At 35.6% G+C, this 20,241-nt stretch carries 18 protein-coding genes; 17 read left to right on the plus strand and 1 reads right to left on the minus strand.

The window, feature by feature from the left end; genetic code table 11:
- The first annotated feature begins 2 nt into the window (after positions 1–2).
- From asnB to ACK4HO_RS09095, 11 genes are all read left to right on the plus strand, one after another.
- Positions 3–1,823 (plus strand): asparagine synthase (glutamine-hydrolyzing), encoded by a 1,821-nt coding sequence (asnB, locus tag ACK4HO_RS09045; protein ID WP_409665056.1) that lies wholly within the window; start codon positions 3–5, stop codon positions 1,821–1,823.
- The gene (locus tag ACK4HO_RS09050) at positions 1,824–3,050 is read left to right on the plus strand and encodes a hypothetical protein (RefSeq protein WP_409665058.1); all 1,227 of its coding nucleotides are present in this window, start codon (positions 1,824–1,826) and stop codon (positions 3,048–3,050) included. It abuts the gene before it with no gap.
- A 3-nt stretch (positions 3,051–3,053) separates the two neighbouring features.
- A complete protein-coding gene (locus ACK4HO_RS09055) occupies positions 3,054–4,010 on the plus strand; it encodes a polysaccharide deacetylase family protein (protein WP_409665060.1) in 957 nt (318 codons plus the stop codon).
- An 8-nt stretch (positions 4,011–4,018) separates the two neighbouring features.
- A complete protein-coding gene (locus ACK4HO_RS09060; protein WP_409665062.1) occupies positions 4,019–5,125 on the plus strand; it encodes a hypothetical protein in 1,107 nt (368 codons plus the stop codon).
- Complete coding sequence (locus ACK4HO_RS09065) at positions 5,118–6,263, plus strand: glycosyltransferase family 4 protein (RefSeq protein WP_409665064.1); 1,146 nt, start codon at positions 5,118–5,120, stop codon at positions 6,261–6,263. The genes ACK4HO_RS09060 and ACK4HO_RS09065 overlap by 8 nt, the downstream gene beginning before the upstream one ends.
- Positions 6,264–6,303: 40 nt before the next feature.
- The gene (locus ACK4HO_RS09070) at positions 6,304–6,906 is read left to right on the plus strand and encodes a sugar transferase (RefSeq protein WP_409665066.1); all 603 of its coding nucleotides are present in this window, start codon (positions 6,304–6,306) and stop codon (positions 6,904–6,906) included.
- Positions 6,896–7,516 (plus strand): acetyltransferase, encoded by a 621-nt coding sequence (locus ACK4HO_RS09075; RefSeq protein WP_409665067.1) that lies wholly within the window; start codon positions 6,896–6,898, stop codon positions 7,514–7,516. Before ACK4HO_RS09070 ends, ACK4HO_RS09075 begins: the two co-directional genes overlap by 11 nt.
- Entirely contained in the window at positions 7,509–8,651 is a 1,143-nt protein-coding gene (locus tag ACK4HO_RS09080) for an aminotransferase class I/II-fold pyridoxal phosphate-dependent enzyme (protein WP_409665069.1), read from the plus strand. The genes ACK4HO_RS09075 and ACK4HO_RS09080 overlap by 8 nt, the downstream gene beginning before the upstream one ends.
- A gap of 161 nt (positions 8,652–8,812) precedes the next feature.
- Complete coding sequence (locus ACK4HO_RS09085; RefSeq protein WP_409665113.1) at positions 8,813–10,684, plus strand: polysaccharide biosynthesis protein; 1,872 nt, start codon at positions 8,813–8,815, stop codon at positions 10,682–10,684.
- Positions 10,685–10,801: 117 nt separating this feature from the next.
- Complete coding sequence (locus ACK4HO_RS09090) at positions 10,802–11,563, plus strand: polysaccharide biosynthesis/export family protein (protein ID WP_409665071.1); 762 nt, start codon at positions 10,802–10,804, stop codon at positions 11,561–11,563.
- A gap of 4 nt (positions 11,564–11,567) precedes the next feature.
- A complete protein-coding gene (locus ACK4HO_RS09095) occupies positions 11,568–13,970 on the plus strand; it encodes a GumC family protein (protein ID WP_409665073.1) in 2,403 nt (800 codons plus the stop codon).
- A gap of 11 nt (positions 13,971–13,981) precedes the next feature.
- On the opposite strand, the gene ACK4HO_RS09100 is transcribed toward ACK4HO_RS09095, so the two are convergent.
- Entirely contained in the window at positions 13,982–14,722 is a 741-nt protein-coding gene (locus ACK4HO_RS09100; RefSeq protein ID WP_409665075.1) for a tyrosine-protein phosphatase, read from the minus strand.
- 163 nt (positions 14,723–14,885) lie between these two features.
- On the opposite strand from ACK4HO_RS09100, the gene ACK4HO_RS09105 reads away from it, so the two are divergent.
- Genes ACK4HO_RS09105 through ACK4HO_RS09130 form a run of 6 tightly spaced genes read left to right on the plus strand, consistent with a single transcriptional unit; the run spans position 14,886 to position 20,232 of the window.
- A complete protein-coding gene (locus tag ACK4HO_RS09105; protein WP_409665077.1) occupies positions 14,886–15,755 on the plus strand; it encodes an ABC transporter permease in 870 nt (289 codons plus the stop codon).
- Positions 15,756–15,795: 40 nt separating this feature from the next.
- Positions 15,796–16,167 (plus strand): four helix bundle protein, encoded by a 372-nt coding sequence (locus tag ACK4HO_RS09110; RefSeq protein ID WP_409665079.1) that lies wholly within the window; start codon positions 15,796–15,798, stop codon positions 16,165–16,167.
- An 8-nt stretch (positions 16,168–16,175) separates the two neighbouring features.
- A complete protein-coding gene (locus ACK4HO_RS09115; RefSeq protein ID WP_409665081.1) occupies positions 16,176–17,438 on the plus strand; it encodes an ABC transporter ATP-binding protein in 1,263 nt (420 codons plus the stop codon).
- A 12-nt stretch (positions 17,439–17,450) separates the two neighbouring features.
- Entirely contained in the window at positions 17,451–18,290 is an 840-nt protein-coding gene (locus ACK4HO_RS09120; RefSeq protein ID WP_409665083.1) for an FkbM family methyltransferase, read from the plus strand.
- Positions 18,291–18,299: 9 nt separating this feature from the next.
- A complete protein-coding gene (locus tag ACK4HO_RS09125) occupies positions 18,300–19,316 on the plus strand; it encodes a glycosyltransferase family A protein (protein WP_409665084.1) in 1,017 nt (338 codons plus the stop codon).
- Positions 19,317–19,323: 7 nt separating this feature from the next.
- Positions 19,324–20,232, plus strand: a complete 909-nt coding sequence (locus tag ACK4HO_RS09130; protein WP_409665086.1) for a glycosyltransferase family 2 protein — start codon at positions 19,324–19,326, stop codon at positions 20,230–20,232.
- Positions 20,233–20,241: the final 9 nt, after the last annotated feature.

Below are 20,241 nucleotides of genomic sequence, written 5' to 3' on the forward strand. Positions count from 1 at the left end.
TTATGTGTGGAATATTTGGTTGTATGGGCTCTTTAGATGCCGAAAAGAAAAACAGGATAAGCACCTCACTTAAACATCGTGGACCGGATGGACAGTATTTTAAAGAATTTAATTCCCTCACTTTTTTTCATGCAAGATTAAGCATAATCGATGTTGCCGGAGGAAACCAACCTTTTGAAACAGAAAAAGTGGTTTTGGTTTTTAACGGAGAAATCTATAATTATAAAGAGTTGGCCAAAAAATACCAACTCTCTTTAAATACACAATCCGATACAGAAGTTATTATTGCCTTGTATGCCAAAATGGGCACCGCTGCTTTTGAGCAGTTGGATGGTATGTTTGCTTTTGCCTTGTATGACAAGCAAGAAAAAAACATTTATTTGGTCAGAGATCGTTCGGGTAAAAAACCACTTTATTTTTCCCCTAATAACGGATTTTCATTTGCCAGTGAAATCAATGCTTTGTTGGTTTATAAATCGGCGTCCGACGTCAACCATCACCACCTGAAATGGTATCTTCAAAAAGGATTTGTAAGCGGAGAAAATACCATTTATAATGATATTTTTGAAGTTTTACCGGCACATTATTATACCTACAATGTCGAAACCCATAAAATAAGCCGTTCTCAGTATTGGAAATTTGAGGACTACTTTTTATCCCCAAAAATAAAAGATAAGAACGTTGCTCTTGAGCAATTGGATGACTTGTTTGCTAAAGCAGTAGAAAAAAGAATACTCTCGAGTGATTTTGAAGTTGGTGCCTTTTTGAGTGGTGGAATAGACAGTAGTTTGGTTTGTGCTTTTGCGGTTAAAACCAACCCCAATTTGAAGACTTTTACCGTAAAAATGAAAGGTGGTTTTGATGAATCGGAAGTAGCTTCATTAATTGCCAAGCAGTTAAAAACAAGCCACCACGAGTTAACCATTGATTATGATTCTCTTTCAGATGATTATGAAAAAATAGTGACTTCCTATGGAGAACCCATAATTGATGAGAGTATAATTCCGTCTTATTATGTTGCTAAAGCCGCTTCTGAACACGTAAGGGTTATATTAAACGGAGATGGAGGTGATGAAATTTTTGGTGGATACAGACGATATGTACTGTATAAAAATTATGAAAAAATAAAACTTTTTAGTGCTTTAGGGAAAAATATACTTGGGTTATTACCGGCCACGGATAACAAAAACGGTTCTTTGTCTAAATTAAATCGCTTGTCAGAATTTTTTAAGTACCAAAATGAGCAACAGTACTTTAGTGCCACAACAGATTTGTTTTTTGATGCACCCGATTATGGTCAATTAGAAGATGTTAATTATCTTTCGCACAAGTCATGGTCGAACACTTCTTTAACTTTACTGGAAAAGACCATGCTGACTGATTTTTACGGCATTTTGCCTAAAATATTATTTAAAAAAATGGATATTGCCACCATGCAAAGCAGCATTGAAGGAAGATCTCCTTTTTTAGATACTGATTTAATGGAATGGAGTGCCGCTTTAGACCAAAATTTGAAGATTAAAGGATTTACCTCTAAATATTTATTACGGGAACTAAATAAAAAATATATTGACGGCAGTGTTTATAAATTGCCTAAAAAAGGATTCGAAGTTTCAGTAAAAGATTTGTTGTGTAATCAATTAAAAGAAATGTCAATGGATTACTTGCATAGCAGTAATTGCTATTACACTAATTTTATAGACCAGAAGTATGTACACGATTTTTATTTGAATAAAGGCAAAATCAACGATGTCAAAAGATATAAGGGATTGTTTGCCTTATTAAATTTGGAAATTTGGCACAAAAATTTAAATAAAAGATAGATGGGAATTATTGTTTTATTGGCCTTATTGTTTCTTGTAAATGAGTTCTTTTATAAAAGAATAGTCATCAGGCATCCCCATGTTTCCATAAAACTAATTAAGAAAATTTTCCTTTACCATCTTTTATTTACCATAGCTTACTACGTTTATGCTGTTTATAATCCGTCAGATTCTAAACATTATCATAATGTGTTGAGGTATTCAGATGGTGGTTGGTTAGATACCATAGCAATGACCAATTGGGGTGTTTTTTTTATAGAGTATCCTTTTTTGAAATACTTTGGCTTTAGTTTTGAGATGCTTATGCTTTTGTTTTCATGGTTTGGATTTATAGGCTTTGTGTATGCTTACTTATTTTTTAGCGAGAACATTAAGGAGAAGATTATCGTATTCGGGAAATATGATTTATTAAAAATATTATTGTTTCTTCCAAACATGCATTTTTGGTCTGCTTCTATGGGAAAAGGATCATTAATTTTTATGGGCATTATGATGTTCGTTTATGCGGTTCAATTACCAAAAAAAAGAATATGGGCCTTGTTATTGGGCACTTTTTTCATTTTTTCTATCCGCTCACATGTTATGTTTTTTGTGATAATCGGAGTGATGTTTGGGGTGTTTTTCGGAAGCGATAAAAAACTCACAAAAGGAGCCCGATATTTTTTAGTGCTCTCCGGATTACTTTTTATTTATTTAGCCTCAAACTCTATTTTATCGGTTGCCAATTTGGAAAGTTCAGAAAATATTGTAGCCGATTTTGGTGAATTTGCCAATTCTCGTTCTGAATCGCTTTCTGAAAAAGCAGGATCAGGTGTTGCTATGGATAGTTACCCGCTTCCACTAAAATTTTTTACTTTTTGGTTCAGGCCTTTGTTTTTTGATGCACCCAATGTATTGGGTATTTTTAGCTCACTAGAAAACCTTTTGTATTTGATTTTATTTTTTAAAATATTAAAAAAATCATTTTTTACTTTTATTAAAAAAGCACCTTCTGTTGTTAAGATGTCTGCGATGATTTTTGTATTGACTTCATTTGCCATGACCTTTGTTATGTCTAATTTAGGGATTATCATGCGTCAAAAAGCAATGGTAATGTATTTTGGGTTCTTTGTGATTTATTATTTTTTGGCCTATGAAAAAGCACGTAAAAGATACCTGTGGCAAAAGAAAAATGTGCTTTCAGTTGAACCTTTGTCTGATAAAAATCAAGAAACTGTAAGTTTGTAAACCATGAAAAAAGGTGCTTTAGTCATATCATTGGATTTTGAATTGGTTTGGGGTATTTTTGACCATATTGAGCTTAAGGATAAAGTGTCGTATTTTAACAATACACTTTATGCGATTCCCAAAATGCTCGAGATTTTCGAACACCATGACCTCAAGGTGACTTGGGCTACGGTAGGCATGCTTTTTAATGAAAGTTGGGACGAATGGGAAGCTAATTTTCCGGATTTATTACCTACTTATGACAAGACTATTTTAAATCCCTATGCTTACGGAAAAGCCCATCAAAAAAGTGGTTATGACCAATATTTTTTTGCGCCAAATCTTATCAAAGCCATTCAATCGGTCAAGGGACAAGAAATAGGAACACACACTTATTCTCATTATTATTGTTTGGAAAAAGGACAAACCGTAGCACAATTTGAGGCCGATTTACAAAAAGCGAATCATTTGGCGAACCAATTTGGGATAAAATTGAACTCTTTGGTTTTTCCTCGCAATCAGTTTAATAAAAACTATTTGGCCGTTTGTGCCCAAAACCAAATAGAAACGGTACGTACCAATCCGGATGATTGGTACTGGGACACCACCAAACCTGATACGCTTTTTTCCAAGTTGGCCCGAACCGGAGATGCTTATATTCCTTTAGGTAAAAAATCATATACAATTGAAAGTGTAAATACGGACACTGTAGTTTGCCAAAAAGCCAGCCGTTTTTTTAGACCGCAACACAAAGTAAGCATACTAAACACCAAAAGATTAGCCAAAATAAAAAGCGAAATTACAACAGCCGCAAAAAACGGTGAAGTGTATCATTTGTGGTGGCATCCGCATAATTTTGGAGTTGATACTGACAATGCACTAAAAGCACTTAAGGAAATTGCTTTGCTTTATCAGCATTGTAATCAAGTGTACGGAATGGAAAGTCTTACCATGAAACAAATAAGCGATAATAGTATATAAGCTCAAGCATGAAAAATATCGCCGATTTATTGTTTTCAAAGCCTTATAAAAGTTATGCCATAGTATTTGTTTATCACTTAATTTTTATAGTTTTTGCCTACCAACTCAGGGTTTCAAGAACGGTTTCTGATGCGCATTTGTATTGGGGAAAAACACTCGACTTTAATCAATACTCGTGGTTTGATTTTGCCGACTATGGTGCTAAATTCATGGTCTTTATTAATTATCCGTTGGTTCAATTGGGTTTTCCTTTTTGGAGTGGTTTCTTATTGTATGGCATGATAGGTTTTTTTGGGATTCTTAAATGGATGCAATGGACCGATTTAGTGGTAAAAGATCGTTTTACGTATAAAGGTTTCAACTTAACAGTGTTGCTTTTTTTTATGCCTAATCTGCATGTTTGGACATCAAGTATTGGCAAAGAAGCACTGGTTTTTTGGGGTATTGCTGCGGTTGTATTCGGACTCACAACCCAAAAATACAAGACGTTTGGTTTTATAGCCGGAAGTTTGGTGGTTTTAATCATTCGACCTCATGTAGCTTTGATGTTATTGGCAGCGATAGCCATTACTTTTTTGTTTCAAAAAGGGATTTCGCTGAAGAAGAAAGTGATTGTAACCGGTGTTTCTTTTTTAGGGACATTAGGACTGTTGTATTTGGTTTTCCAAGCGACTAATATTAATTACTGGGACTGGAAAAGAATCAACTATTTTAATGACTATTCTATCCTATCGTTCCGACATTCCGGCTCTTATGTTCCTATGTTAGAGTACAATTATTTTTACCAATGGTTTTCTTTTCACTTCAGACCACTTTTTTATGATGCTGCTACTGTTTTAGCCTTTTTAGCCAGTATTGAAAATGCTTTTTCACTTATTGTTTGCGTGGTTGCCTTATTTTTTGCCCTTCGATTTTACCCTAAAATAAACTACACTTTAGCCATGAAGGTTGTAATTTTATTTACTTTTATAGCTAGTGTATTGTACATAGAAAGATATGCCAATTTGGGTATTTTCATGCGCACCAAAATGATGTTTCAACCTTTTATGATGATTGTTTTATTGCTTATCATCCAACAGGGTTTGACCCTAATGAAATTAAAAAAGAATGACTAAACCCAAATTGATTCGCCTTACAACAGTTCCAATTTCCTTAGAAAAATTGCTAACCGGACAGCTTCATTTTATGAGTTCGTTTTATGAAGTGGTGGCGGTTTCTTCGGATAAAAGTCGTTTGGAAAAAATTGGCGCACAAGAAAACGTCAGAACCTTTCATTTAGAAATGTCGCGAAAAATTACCCCAATAAACGATTTTATAGCCGTAATCAAATTATTCCTGTTTCTCAGAAAAGAAAACCCAACCATTGTTCATACGCATACTCCCAAAGCCGGCATCGTTGGGATGCTTGCCGCCGCATTGGCCGGTGTTCCCAATAGATATCACACTGTAGCCGGAATGCCATTACTTGAAGCGACCGGTTTTAAAAGAAAAGTGCTCAATTTTGTAGAGAAAATGACTTACGCTTGTGCGACAAAAATTTATCCGAATTCGCGTGGGTTGACCGATATAATATTGGCCAATAATTTCTGTAAAGCAGAAAAACTTAAAGTGTTGGCCAACGGAAGTTCCAACGGTATTGATACCTCTTATTTTAATCCTGAATTATACAGCGATACCCAAAAAGCTACTTTGAGAAAGCAATTGACCATGGCACAAGATGATTTTGTTTTTGTCTTTGTAGGCCGATTGGTAGCCGACAAAGGAATAAATGAATTGGTGGTTGCCTTTGAGCAATTATCAGCAGAACACCCTAAAATAAAATTACTTTTGGTAGGCGATTACGAAGCCGATTTAGATCCTTTGTCGGCTGAAACTTTGTCGGTTATAAAGAACAACCAAGCTATTATTTCAGTAGGTTTTCAAAACGATGTCAGACCTTATTTGGCCATTTCTGACGCTTTGGCTTTTCCCAGCTACCGCGAAGGTTTTCCTAATGTGGTAATGCAAGCCGGAGCCATGGGTTTGCCTGCGATAGTTTCTGATATTAACGGTTGTAATGAAATTATAAAAGAGGGCGAAAACGGATTAATCATACCCGTTAAAAATTCGAATGCCCTTTTGAAGGCCATGAAAAAGATAACCGAACAAAATGAAGTTACCCATATCCTAAGAGAAAAAGCCAGAGCCATGATTGTCAATCGGTATGAACAAAGGTTGGTTTGGCAAGCCATATTAGCTGAGTATAAGAGTTAGGAGTTTGGGAAAAATAAGTATTTTTACAAAAAACATTTGAATGTACCCATCTTTAGTAAAACCTCTGTTAGATTTTATAACCGCATTGATTGGATTGGTTTTACTTTCCCCATTGTTTTTGTTGGTTACGATTTTATTGTTTGTGGCCAACTCGGGAAAACCTTTTTTTACCCAACAACGTCCCGGAAAAAAAGGTGAAATATTCAGGATTATCAAGTTTAAAACCATGAATGATAAAAAAAATGCGGAGGGACAATTACTTCCCGATGCCATGAGGTTAACGAAAGTCGGTCAAATCGTTCGCAAAACTTCTTTGGATGAAATACCGCAATTGCTCAATGTTATCAAAGGCGATATGAGTATAGTAGGGCCAAGACCGTTGTTGACACATTACCTGCATTTGTATTCTGATTTTCAAAATCGGCGTCACGAAGTCAAACCCGGAATCACCGGTTGGGCCCAAGTCAACGGAAGAAACGCCATCTCTTGGGATAAAAAATTTGAGTTAGACGTGTGGTATGTTGATCATATATCCTTTATTTTAGATTTGAAAATCCTTTTTAAAACCGTATTAAAAGTGATAAAAAGTGATGGTATTAACGCTGCCGATGCGGCAACAATAGAGCCTTTTAATGGAAACTAACATAACACTTTACGGCGCCAGCGGTCACAGCAAAGTTATCATCGATATTTTGAATTGTAATTCGGTCACGATAACAGCTATCATTGATGACAACCCTAAAACCGATACCATCTTAGGTATGCCCGTGGTAAAAAATACCGACACCAATTTTTCAAAAGTACAGCATATGATTATCTCTATTGGCAACAACAAAGTCAGAGAGAGAATTTCCAATCAGATAAAGGTGGATTATATCAATGCTATTCATCCCACAGCCATACTTTCCAAAACGGTCACTCTTGGAAAAGGAACCGTAATTATGGCAGGTGCTATCGTGAATCCCGATGCGACTATTGGAAATCATTGCATAATTAATACCGGAGCCGTGGTAGAACACGATTGTCACATAGCCGATTTTGTTCATGTTTCTCCCAGTGTTTCCCTAGCCGGAAATGTTACTGTTGGTCAAGGAACCCACATTGGTATTGGTGCCAAAGTGATTCAAGGCATTACAATAGGAAAATGGGCCACAATTGGTGCCGGAGCCATCATCATAAAAGACATTCCGGATTATGCCGTAGTAGTTGGTAATCCCGGAAAAATTATAAAATTCAATAAAGAAAATGAGTAATTCAAAAATATGGTTATCGTCGCCACACATGGGTGGAAATGAGCAAAAATATGTACAAGAAGCTTTTGATACCAATTGGGTAGCACCACTAGGGCCTAATGTTAACGGATTCGAAAAGGATTTAGAAAACTATTTAGGCGAAAATATACATGTTGGAGCTTTGAGTTCAGGCACTGCTGCACTTCATTTGGCTTTGATATTATTAGGGGTTAAAAGTGGCGATGAAGTGATTTGTCAAAGTATGACCTTTTCGGCTTCTGCCAATCCGATTGTATATTTGGGTGCCAAACCAATTTATATTGACAGTGAATCTGAGACTTGGAATATGTGTCCGGTTGCACTGGAAACCGCGATTCAAGACCGCATTGCCCATGGAAAAAAGCCTAAAGCAATTATAGGCGTTCATTTATATGGCATGGCTTTCAAAGTAGATGAAATTAAAGCTATTGCCAATAAACATGAAATTCCCTTAATAGAAGACAGCGCCGAAGCATTGGGAAGTACTTATAAAGGCAGAAAGTGCGGGACTTTCGGAGATCTTTCGATTTTGTCTTTTAACGGCAATAAAATCATCACTACTTCGGGTGGTGGTGCTATAGTTACCAAGACTTTGGAACAAAAAAGTAAAGCCGTTTTTCTTTCGACCCAAGCCAGAGACAATGCACCACATTACCAACATAGTGAAATTGGGTACAATTACAGAATGAGTAATATTTGTGCCGGTATCGGAAGAGGGCAAATGGAAGTTTTGGACAAACACATTGGTTTGAGAAGAGCCATGCATGAGTTTTATGTCGGTTTGTTTAAAAATATTCCCGGAGTTACGGTATTTTCTGAACCCAATAGTGACTATTTTTCTAACCATTGGCTAACTTGCATCGTGATTGATGCTGCCAAAACCAACGGAGTAAACAGTGAGAAGGTCAGATTGGCTTTGGAACTGGTAAATATTGAATGCCGACCACTTTGGAAGCCAATGCATTTGCAACCGGTGTTTAAAGATTGTCTTTATTTTGGAAACGCTGTAGCCGAAAACTTATTTACTAACGGACTTTGTTTGCCTTCGGGTTCAAATTTGTCGGAAAATGACAGAGATAGTATCTCTAATGCAATACAGAGCGTGTTTGGGGTATAGGATTTGTTAATTTTTTTAATACTTTTACTGTCCGAATATAATATCAAAAAAAAAAATTGCGTAATAATACCACTAAAAATTACTTATCAGATTTAAGAAGTTATTTTTCAGAACTTCAGTTTGGTTTTAAATTAGAGAATTTAAGTTATCTGCCTAGGTGGATGGTATTGCTTTTAGATGTTACCATGATTTTTTTGGGTGGATTTATCACCTATTTTGTTTTTCAAGGTATCAAACTCGATTACATCAAAAATGAAGCGGTATTAATTTCGGCCAGTTTTTACTTTCTAGTCAATATCTTTTTCTTTTGGATTTTCAGAACTTATTCGGGGGTTATTCGACATTCTTCACAAGTTGATGCTTTGAAGTTGTTTTTTGCCCAATTTTTTTCCACGGCTTTCTTGGTCTTGGTTAATTATTCCAGTTTGATTTATTGGAACACCAAATTTTTCTTAACCACCGGTTTGGTCATTAATGGGGTGATTTCTTTTTGTTTTCTGTTTTTTTACAGGGTAGTAGTCAAACACACTTTTGAAAGATATTTTAATAATAAAAATTCAGTGAATTTGACCAATGCTTTGATTTATGGTTCAGACGTCAATGCTATTGCTTTAGCTAACTCGCTGCAATCAGAATCTCCTAAACGATTTAAAGTGGTTGGTTTTATGGATAAATCTGCCCAAAACACCACCAAAAGAATTCACAATTTACCCATTTTTACCGGTAATGTAATCACGGTTTTGAGAACATTGGATGCCGATGTTTTGATATTTGCGGACAAGTCTATTTCAAAAGAAGAACGGTCACAAATTATTGATGACTGCTTAGAGTACAATTTTAAGGTTTATACCATTCCGCTTTTAAATGATGTTGACGATCAAAAAGAAATTTCCAAGAAAATTAAAAACTTTGAAATTCTCGACTTGTTAGAGCGTGAACCTATTGTTTTAGACAACAATTCTATTTCAAAACAATTACATAAAAAAACGATTTTGGTTACTGGTGCAGCAGGTTCTATCGGAAGTGAAATTGTTAGACAAGTGATTTTGTTTAAACCCAAAAAAATTATTGTTTTAGACCAAGCCGAAACGCCTTTACACAATTTGAGTTTGGAAATCTCCAGTTTAGATCCGGAAGTAGAAACCATTAATGTGATCTCGGATATTAAAAATGTAGATGAGGTAGAACAAGTTTTTATCAAACACAAACCGGAAGTGGTTTACCATGCTGCAGCCTACAAGCATGTGCCCTTGATGGAAGAAAATCCGGCTCAAGCCATATTAAATAATGTAATGGGCACAAGGAATTTGGCTGATTTGTCGGCCAAGTACCAAGTCGGCAGTTTTGTAATGGTCTCAACAGATAAAGCGGTTAACCCCAGCAATGTAATGGGTGCCAGTAAACGAATTGCGGAAAAATATGTACAGTCTTTAAATTACAAACTAAAAACTGAAGACAGTAAAAATCACACCAAATTTATCACCACCAGATTCGGAAATGTTTTGGGTTCCAATGGTTCGGTTGTTCCGTTGTTTACTAAGCAAATCCAAGAAGGCGGACCTATTACCATCACCCATCCGGAGATTATACGTTATTTTATGACCATACCCGAGGCCTGTCAATTGGTATTAGAAGCCGGATCGATGGGTCAAGGCGGTGAGATTTATATTTTCGATATGGGTAAGCCGGTTAAAATTATTGATTTGGCCAAAAAAATGATTCGTTTAGCGGGATTCACTCCTGATAATGAAATTAAAATTAAAATAATCGGACTTAGACCGGGCGAAAAATTATACGAGGAATTGTTGAACAACTCCTCTAAAACCTTACCCACACATCACACCAAAATTATGATTTCCCAAGATGAGTTTCACCATCACAAAGAGCTTAACAAGTCCATTGATTTGTTGGTTGAAATAGCAAAAGTGAAACCGAATTCTGTTATTGTTACTAAAATGAAGAAAATTGTGCCGGAGTATAAGAGCTTGAATTCTGTTTATGAAGCCTTAGACAATGTTAAGGTTGATAGCTAAGATTTAACCATTTCTTTACAAATTAAGCCCAATAAATTAGAATATTAAATCTGATTTAGGAAATCAAATCGTAGATTTGCAATCTTAAAATAATAATAACCCACAAACTTACAGATAATGATTAAAAAGTTATTGCTCTTTATAATAGTGTCGTTTTTTATCGTGTCCTGCGCCAGTAAAAAGGATATTTTATATTATCAAGACATAAAAAATAATAGCCAAGACCCTATTAGCTACTTATCTAGTAATGTACAGATTAATGATATCTTGTATATCAAAGTTTCCGCTGTTATTCAGGAATCTGCCGATCCGTTTAACATACAAATAACCAATATGGGTAATGTTAATATTGAATCTTATAAAATTCAGGGTTATTTGGTTTCACAGCAAGGGAATATTATTTTTCCGTTGCTAGGAAAAATTAATGTGGTTGGGAAAAGTACCGAAGAAGTTCAAGAACTTTTGGCCAAAATGCTCACCGATTATGGCTACATAAAAGACCCAACCGTAAGTGTGCGTATTATCAACAGCAAGGTAACCGTTTTGGGTGAAGTAAGAGCTCCGGGGACTTATTCTTTTGACGAACAAAATATTTCTTTAAATCAGGCTATAGGTTTTGCCGGTGATTTGACCATAAACGGTATCAGAAAAGATGTGCTTTTAATTAGAGAAATAAATGGTATAAGAACCTATATCCACTTAGATTTGACTTCCTCCAATTGGTTTGACAGTCCTTATTATTATGTAAAGCAAAATGATGTTATTATTGTCAATCCTAATGGACCTAAGGTGATGTCTTCCGGTTATTTAAACAGCATCGGAACGACCTTGGGTATCATCTCTTTTGGGTTAACGATTTATTTATTGTTAAAAAACTAATTTAATGGAAAATACTCAATTTGAATCTCAGGAAAACGAGAATCCAATAAATATCTTAAATGAGTTATTCAAATACCTGCGTTTTTGGTATTGGTTTTTATTGTCGGCCGTATTGTCTTTTTTTATAGTTAATTATTATCTAAACCATACGCTGTCTGTTTATGAAACCAAAGCCAATGTCAAAATTATAGATGATTCTAAAAATAATTTTGTTTTGCCTGTTGCCGGTTTAACTTCATTGGGTAGAACCAAAGTTAATTTGGATAATCAAATAGAGATTATTAGGTCTTATAGGATATTAGAGCAAGTTTCAAAAGAACTAAACTTGGATACCCAATACTACACCATGGGGTATTTTAACAATATTGAGATTTGGAAAAAAAGACCTTTCAGTATCGAATGGTTAGATGCACCGGTCAATATGGAGGTAAAAAATGTATCTTTTGAAATAGAAATCGTCAAAAATGGATACAAAGTCGTAAATGTTGACGGAGAGGAAGAAAACGATAAGGTATTTCCGTTCAATTCTATTCAAAAGATCAAAGGCATCCCTTATCGATTATCATTGCAGGTTGGGACAGTCATCAACAAGTTACAAGACAAAAGGTATTTAATCAAACATCTGCCGACTAAAGCTACCGTTATTAATTTGTCTAATAACTTAAAAATAGCCAATTCAAATGAGAACTCGGATATCCTCAGTATTTCACTATCCGGAACTAATAAAGATAAATCCGAGGCTGTTATAAATGAAATAATCAAACAATTTGATATTGATGGCCTTAATGACAGGCGAATTGTTTCTCAAAAAACGATAGAGTTTGTTAATGATCGTTTTAAATCTTTAGAAAGAGAATTAGACTCTATTGAAACCAGAAAAGCCAATTACAAAAGCAATAAAGAACTAACATTCTTAGAAGCAGATGCCGCCTCAACTTCGGCTAGTAAAACTTCGGCTAAAAGCGATGTTTTTGAAACTGAAACACAAATTGCTTTATCTAAATTACTCGAACAATCAGTTAGAGCGGATAAGAAATTAGATTTGTTGCCAACCAACATTGGGGTAGTTAATACCGATATCAATCAATCTATCAATAATTTTAATACGGTAGTTTTAGAAAGAGATCGAATAGCAATGAGTGGTCTTGAAAACAATCCTAAGATAAAATATTTGAACGGAAAATTGGCTGATTTACAAGTGAATATCTTGCAAACCATCAAGGATTATCAGCAGGAATTGGAAGTGTCACTTTCTAAAAATAATTATGTTAAAAGGGCTTATACCAATAAAGTAAGTGAACTTCCTTATGACGAAAAGATTTTAGGTAGTATAGAACGAAATAAAAACATCAAAGAGTCGCTTTACATTTTACTTTTGCAAAAGAGAGAAGAGGCAGCTGTTAATTTAGCCATTACTTCTTCTTCATTGAAAGTAGTTGATTATGCCATAACCAATACCAATCCAATTGCCCCAAAAAGAGGGACTTTTTACATAGTAGCGATTGTAATTGGCCTATTAATTCCTTTCTTAATCATTTATATAGGATTCTTATTGGATGACAAGTTGCATACTAAGGAAGACATTTTAAAGTTGACCAAAAGCAAAATCATCCTTTCCGAAGTACCGCATATCAATTCGGATACCAAATTGACGAGTGCTAATGACCGAACTTTATTAGGGGAATCTTTCAGGATTTTGAGAACAAACCTGACTTATATTTTCCCATTGCAAAGCGAGAAAAAAGGACAAACGCTTATGGTAACTTCTACCATCAAAGGCGAAGGAAAAACGTTTACTGCACTCAATTTATCTATTTCGTTTTCTATCATGAATAAGAAAGTGCTGTTGATTGGAGCTGACATGCGTAACCCACAATTGCACAATTATTTGAATGTGAAGAAGTCGGAAAAAGGATTACAGAACTATTTGCACGATATGAGTGTCGATTGGCATTCTACGGTGAAGAAAGGCTTGACCGGAATTGACAATTTAGATGTGATACTTTCAGGTGCTATCCCACCGAATCCTGCAGAGTTACTCTCTAACGGAAGATTAGAAACAATGATAAAAGAGGCCAAAGAAGAATATGACTTTATTATTATTGACACACCGCCAACCTTATTAGTGACCGATACCTTGGTTATTTCTCACCTTGTTGATACTACTTTGTATGTGGTAAGAGCTGATTTTACGCCTAAAAATATATTAGAGTTTTCAGTCGATTTGAGTAACAGAGGCAAATTGAAAAACATGGCTTACGTTATCAATAATGTTGGGTCTAATTACAAAGGTTACAGCTACAACTACAAGTACAGCTATGCTTACGGCTACGGCTACGGCTATGATGATACGGATAACCGTGAAAAGTCTATTCTAAAAAGATTTTTATCTTTTTTCAAGAAATAGATAAAAACAAATCAGAAATTAAAGAAAGCATTGTTTTGGAAAACTACCGGCAAACTACCATGGTTTTTCAAAACAATTTTCTTTTGCATAAACTCTAAATGTCGGGTGTGGTGCACATCTGAGCCAATAAAATCGATTAAGCCTTCTTTGAGTAAGGCATCACTAATCTTAGCCACTCTTTCCCCGTAATATCCTACTGTAGACAACATGTTCAACTGAAAAAGACAACCGGCTTTTTTGAGTTTTTTATAATCAGATAATGAAGCATGATGGTAAAAATTATACCTTTCCGGATGGGCTAAAACCGGTTGGTAACCCGCGATTTGAAGTTCAAATAATATATCATAAAGTTGAATCGGCGGATTCAAATAAGAAATCTCCACCAAAACATGATTTTCTTTTAGGGCCAAGAGTTTTTCTTTCATAAAAAGTTCCCTAAACTCCGCATCAATCATGTACTCTGCGGCCGCTTTGAAATTGGTTTTAATGTTTGGAATCTGTAATTCTTCAGTAGTTGTATGCAGTTTTTGTTCTATTTTGGTTCTTTTATTATTCCAAACTTCACCCATAACATGAGGAGTTGTGATGAATTTTGTAATGCCGATTTTTTGTAAACCTTCAATCAAAGCAGTCGTGTCTTCAATAGTAGCAGCACCATCATCAATGCCCGGAAGTAAATGAGAATGTATATCGATGTGATTGCTTGGGATTAAATCACACAAATAAGGTTTTTGTTTAAAAAAATGAATCAAAATGAGGTATTTAAGGCGCAAAATTAATCAAATTATCCTCGGTTTTACCAATTTAAATGAATTAGTAAATAAAACAAGTCAATTCTTTCTATAGGGTTTCCTAATTTATATATTTGCAATTAATAGTTAACTTTGAACGATTCTTTAAATCCAATAACCCTCAATGGAAAACAATAGTCAGTCTCAAGATTGGGATTTAGTGATTAAAGGGCATACCTCGCTTTTTGACCTTAAATTCAAGGATCTTTGGAATTACAGAGATTTGTTGTTGATGTTTGTAAAACGCGATTTTGTTAGTTTTTACAAGCAAACCATTTTAGGACCGCTTTGGTTTTTTATCCAACCGATATTCACCACCTTAGTCTTTACTTTTGTATTTGGCAACTTAGCCGGAATAAGTGCTGACGGATTGCCACGCCAATTGTTTTACTTGGCCGGAATTACCTCTTGGCAATATTTCTCTGATTGTTTGACCAAAACCAGCACGGTTTTTAAAGACAACGCCAATATATTCGGGAAAGTCTATTTTCCAAGGCTGATAATGCCTTTAAGTATTGTCGTGAGTAATTTGGTTCGTTTCGGCGTGCAACTGATTTTGATGTTCCTGTTGATGTTTTATTTTTATATCAACCCGATTGAAGGCACAAGTTTTCATGTGAGTAACGGTTTGTTTTTATTCCCGTTTTTAGTGTTGCTAATGGCTTTTTTAGGCTTGGGATTAGGACTGATTATCACCGCAGTGACCACAAAATATAAGGATTTAACATTTCTGGTTACTTTTGGAGTGCAATTGTTAATGTATGCCACAACCGTAATTTATCCGTTGAGTTACGCTCGCGAGAAAGGCTATGGTCATATCGTTGAACTGAATCCCATGACCGGCATTATAGAAGCCTTCCGCTATGCTTTTTTAGGCAAAGGCGAATTTACCTTGTGGAGTATTGGCTATTCTACTATAGTTACTTTTGTAATCCTTTTTCTGGGGATTATCATTTTTAATAAGACGGAGAAGAATTTTGTTGATACGATATAGAGGTTGAGGTTGAGGTTGAGGAGTTTAATTTTTTTTGTAAATGACTTATTATAGTTTTGAGGATATGAATGTTTGGAAGTTGGCAATGGAAATTGCTGAACGTGTTTTTCATTTAACTTCGAAACTGCCTCGAAGCGAAGATTATGGGTTGACCAGTCAGATCAGAAGATCTGCTTTATCAATATCTGCGAATATTGCTGAAGGATACGGGAGGAGTACCTCATTAGATAAGAAAAGATTTTACACAATAGCCAGAGGAAGTATTTTTGAAACGAAAAGCCATTTAATTTATGGGAATAATGTTAACTATTTTGAGAGATCAGAGGTTACAGAGATAAATAAAATGATTGAGACAAGCTTATTAGAGTTGAATAAATTAATTAAATCGTTGGAGCCTAAGCCTCAACCTTAACCTCTTCTATGAAACGTATTATAAAAGTAGAAAACTTGTCAAAAGCCTATCAAATTGGGCAAATTGGAACGGGAACGATTTCAAGAGATATCGAACGTTTTTGGTTGACCAAAGTGCGCGGCAAAGAAGATCCTTTTCTCAAAATCGGACAAACCAACGACCGAAGCACCAAAGGCGACAGCGATATCGTATGGTCGCTAAAAGATGTCAATTTCGAAATCAATCAAGGCGAAGCGGTTGGGATTATCGGTAAAAATGGCGCCGGAAAAAGTACGTTACTCAAATTATTATCCAGAGTCACCGGTCCGACAACTGGCGAAATCAAAATAAAAGGCAGAATCGCGAGTTTGTTAGAGGTTGGAACCGGTTTTCATCCCGAATTATCCGGTAAAGAAAATATCTATCTCAACGGAGCCATTCTCGGAATGCGCAAAAAAGAAATCACCCGAAAACTAGAAGAAATCATCGACTTCTCGGGCGTAGAAAGATACATAGACACACCCGTAAAAAGGTATTCTTCCGGAATGTACGTGCGTTTGGCGTTTGCTGTAGCCGCGCATCTCGAAAGTGAAATCCTAATTGTAGACGAAGTATTGGCTGTAGGTGATGCCGAATTCCAAAAGAAATGTTTGGGCAAAATGGGCGACATCAGCAAAGGTCAAGGACGAACAGTACTTTTCGTATCCCACAACATGGCAGCGGTTCAAAATTTATGCAGCAAAGGCTTGTTGATAGAAAACGGGCAAATGTTGTTTCAAGGGAATATCAACGAAACCATCACGACTTATTTGCAAGGCAATTCGTTTTCCAATGATTTATTAAATGTTAGAGGGCGAAAAGGCAACGGCAAAGTCAAGTTTGAAAGAATTGATATTTTTGGTGAAAATGCCTCAGAAAATATTATTTCGGGGAAAGATTTACACCTCAATTTAAAACTCCAAAACCTAGAGAATATAAGCAGTGACAGAATCCGATTAGACGTGCGAATCGAAGATGATTTCGGTCAGCGTTTGTGTTGGGTAAGCTCGAGCTTGGTCGACATCGACCCACAAATCGTTCCCCAAAATATCAATATCACTTTCCCAAGAAATACATTTAACAACGGGGTTTATTTTGCCACCATTTACATGACCGTTGATAATGAAGTAGCCGATTGGATTGACAATGCTTTTCAAATTATAGTGGAAGAAGGCGACTTTTTCGGCAATGGAATGCAAGTGCCTAATCGTCAAAGCAAGATTTTAATGGATTTCGGAATGCGTTTTACCTAAGATAATTCTATAATGAAAAATACAATTATAACTTTTTTACTTTTTCTTTACCACAAGGTCAAGCGAAGTCATTTGTTGCGAAAATGGATCAAGCAATTAATCGGTTCGGGTAAAATTGTTCTCGATTTTAATGGTTTCAAAATGTATGCAGGCGTGACTTCGGCCATCGAATCAAATATTGTTTTTAACAGTTATAACGAAATCAAAGTCTTAGAATTGATTAGCAAATTGACTTCCAAAGGCTATAATTTTATAGACATCGGGACCAATATAGGCATCCATTCTCTGACAGCCGCTAAAGCTAATAAAAATATTGAGATTTTTTCTTTCGAACCGGAATCGAATAATTTTACCAACTTTATTCGAAACATCGGACTCAACCAATTTGACAATATTCGTCCGTTCAAAATGGGATTGGGCAATTTTAAAGGCAATACCTTTATGAATATCAATGAAGGTTGGAACAAAGGAAAGCACTCTTTAAAAGTGAACTTTCAGGAAAATGATAAAAAAATCACCATTCCGGTAAACCAATTAGACAGTTTCAAAGAATATGTAATTGGCAATCATTTGTTGCTCAAAATTGATGTTGAAGGTTTCGAAAAAGAAGTGCTCGAAGGTGCCAAAGCAGTAGTAAATCAAGTTGAAAATGTGGTTATTATTATCGAATTGGTAACCGAAATCAACAGCTTAGAAACTTGTAATCAAATAGTGAATTTACTTAAAGAATATGGTTTCGACCAAATTTATAAAATCAATACCGAAAACAAATTGGCTACCGTTCAAGCCTACGAAGGCAGTGCCGATTATGTTTTTGTAAAAGGAACAGAAACTTCTCAACTCTTATTCTAATTTTTAAAAATGCGCCAAGGATTCAATCCCCATAAAGATGTACCACAAGACCCAACCGAGTTCAAACATCAGGTGGTCATTCCGGTGTATATCCCTAATCAGGAAGGCTATTTTAAAGATAGTTTTAAGAATTTTCAGTTGTGCGTCCAATCATTGTTGCTCACTAGCCACAGCCAAACATTCATTACCATCGTAAATAACGGCAGTTGTGACGAAGTCAAAGAATATTTAAACGATTTATTCGAGACCCAAAAAATCAACGAGCTGATTCATTCAGAAAATATTGGTAAACTAAACGCTATTCTCAAAGGTTTGGCAGGAAACAACATAGAATTAGTAACCATATCCGATGCCGATGTACTGTTTTTAGAAAATTGGCAACAAGAAACCGCAGCCGTTTTTAACCAATTTCCAAAAGCAGGCGTGGTGGGAATCGTGCCGCAGTTCCGTACATTCGGACATTGTTGTGGCAACATGATTTTTGACAATTTGTTTACCAAAAAATTGAAGTTTAAACCCGTACAAAATGTTGAAGCACTAAAGAAATTCTACTACAGCATAGGTTGGGGCGATGATTACAATCCCGATTATCTGAAACAAATTTTGACCATAGAAAATGGGAATGCCAGTGCAGTGGTTGGTTCCGGACATTTTGTAGCAACCTACCGCAAAGAATTGTTTACCGAAATCCCAACTTATTTAGGATTCAAATTAGGCGGCACTTCGGAAAGATACTTGGATGAAGCGACTTTACCATACGGTTTGTGGCGTTTGACTACCAATGACAATTATGCCTATCACCTCGGGAATGTATATGAAGAATGGATGACTGAAACGATTAAGGCTTTTAAAAATAATGTCAATGAGATTCCAACCTTGAAGAAACTAAAAAACTTCAAACAAGAAAGTCGATTCAGTTATTATATCAAGAATAAGCTCTTTATCAAGTTTTTCAACAAAAGAAAATACCGACGCCTTTTTTATAAATTTATTGGTTTGCCCAAAGCCATGATTCAAAAATATTAGTCGAGCCATGTCAGTAGTCATAACAACTATATTAATTTCCACCAAGAACCGTTGTGCTGACTTGCTTTTCACTTTGGAAAAAATCAGATACTTAATTAGTGAACAACTGACTTGTGTGGTTTTTGACGACGGTTCTACTGATGACACTTTTGAAAAAGTCAAAGCACAATTTCCACAAGTACAATTGCAGCGAAATGAGGTCTCCAAAGGCTACATCTATTGTCGGAATAAAATGCTTAACGAAACGGATGCCGATTATGCTATTTCCTTAGATGACGATGCTCATTTTTTAAGCGAAAACCCAATAGATTCTATCCTTGATTATTTTGCCCAAAACCCTAGTTGCGGACTAATAGCAGCCCGAATTTTTTGGGGAAAGACCACTCCGGAAGCATTACAAACTAAGGAACCATTTCAAAAAGTAAAAAGTTTTGTAGGCTGTGGACATGTATGGAATATGAAAGCGTGGCGTGAAATCCCTAATTATCCAGAATGGTTTGAGTTTTACGGCGAAGAAAATTTTGCTTCCTTCCAATTGTTCAAAAGCCAATGGGAAGTACATTACGTACCCGAAATATTGGTCCAACACCGTGTTGATTTGAAAGAGAGAGCCAAAGACAACAAAGCTTTTGCTTTCCGCTATCGCAGAGCCATTCGCGCCGATTGGTACACTTATTTTCTTTTCCTGCCTTGGTCAAAAATCCCGAGAAAGATAGCTTATTCGCTTTGGATGCAAGCCAAAGGCAAAATTTTCAAAGGACAATTTAAAGTGATTGCTCCTTTATTTTTGGCGATTTGTGATTTGTTTTTGGCGGTGCCCAAATTGATGCATCACAGAAATGCCTTGACTTCACAAGAATATGACGCTTATGCCAAATTAAACGAGGCAAAAATATTTTGGAAACCGGAAAAATAGTTATTTTTA

Origin of the sequence: Flavobacterium sp., assembly GCF_046296355.1 — a bacterium.
Taxonomy (GTDB): Bacteria; Bacteroidota; Bacteroidia; order Flavobacteriales; family Flavobacteriaceae; genus Flavobacterium.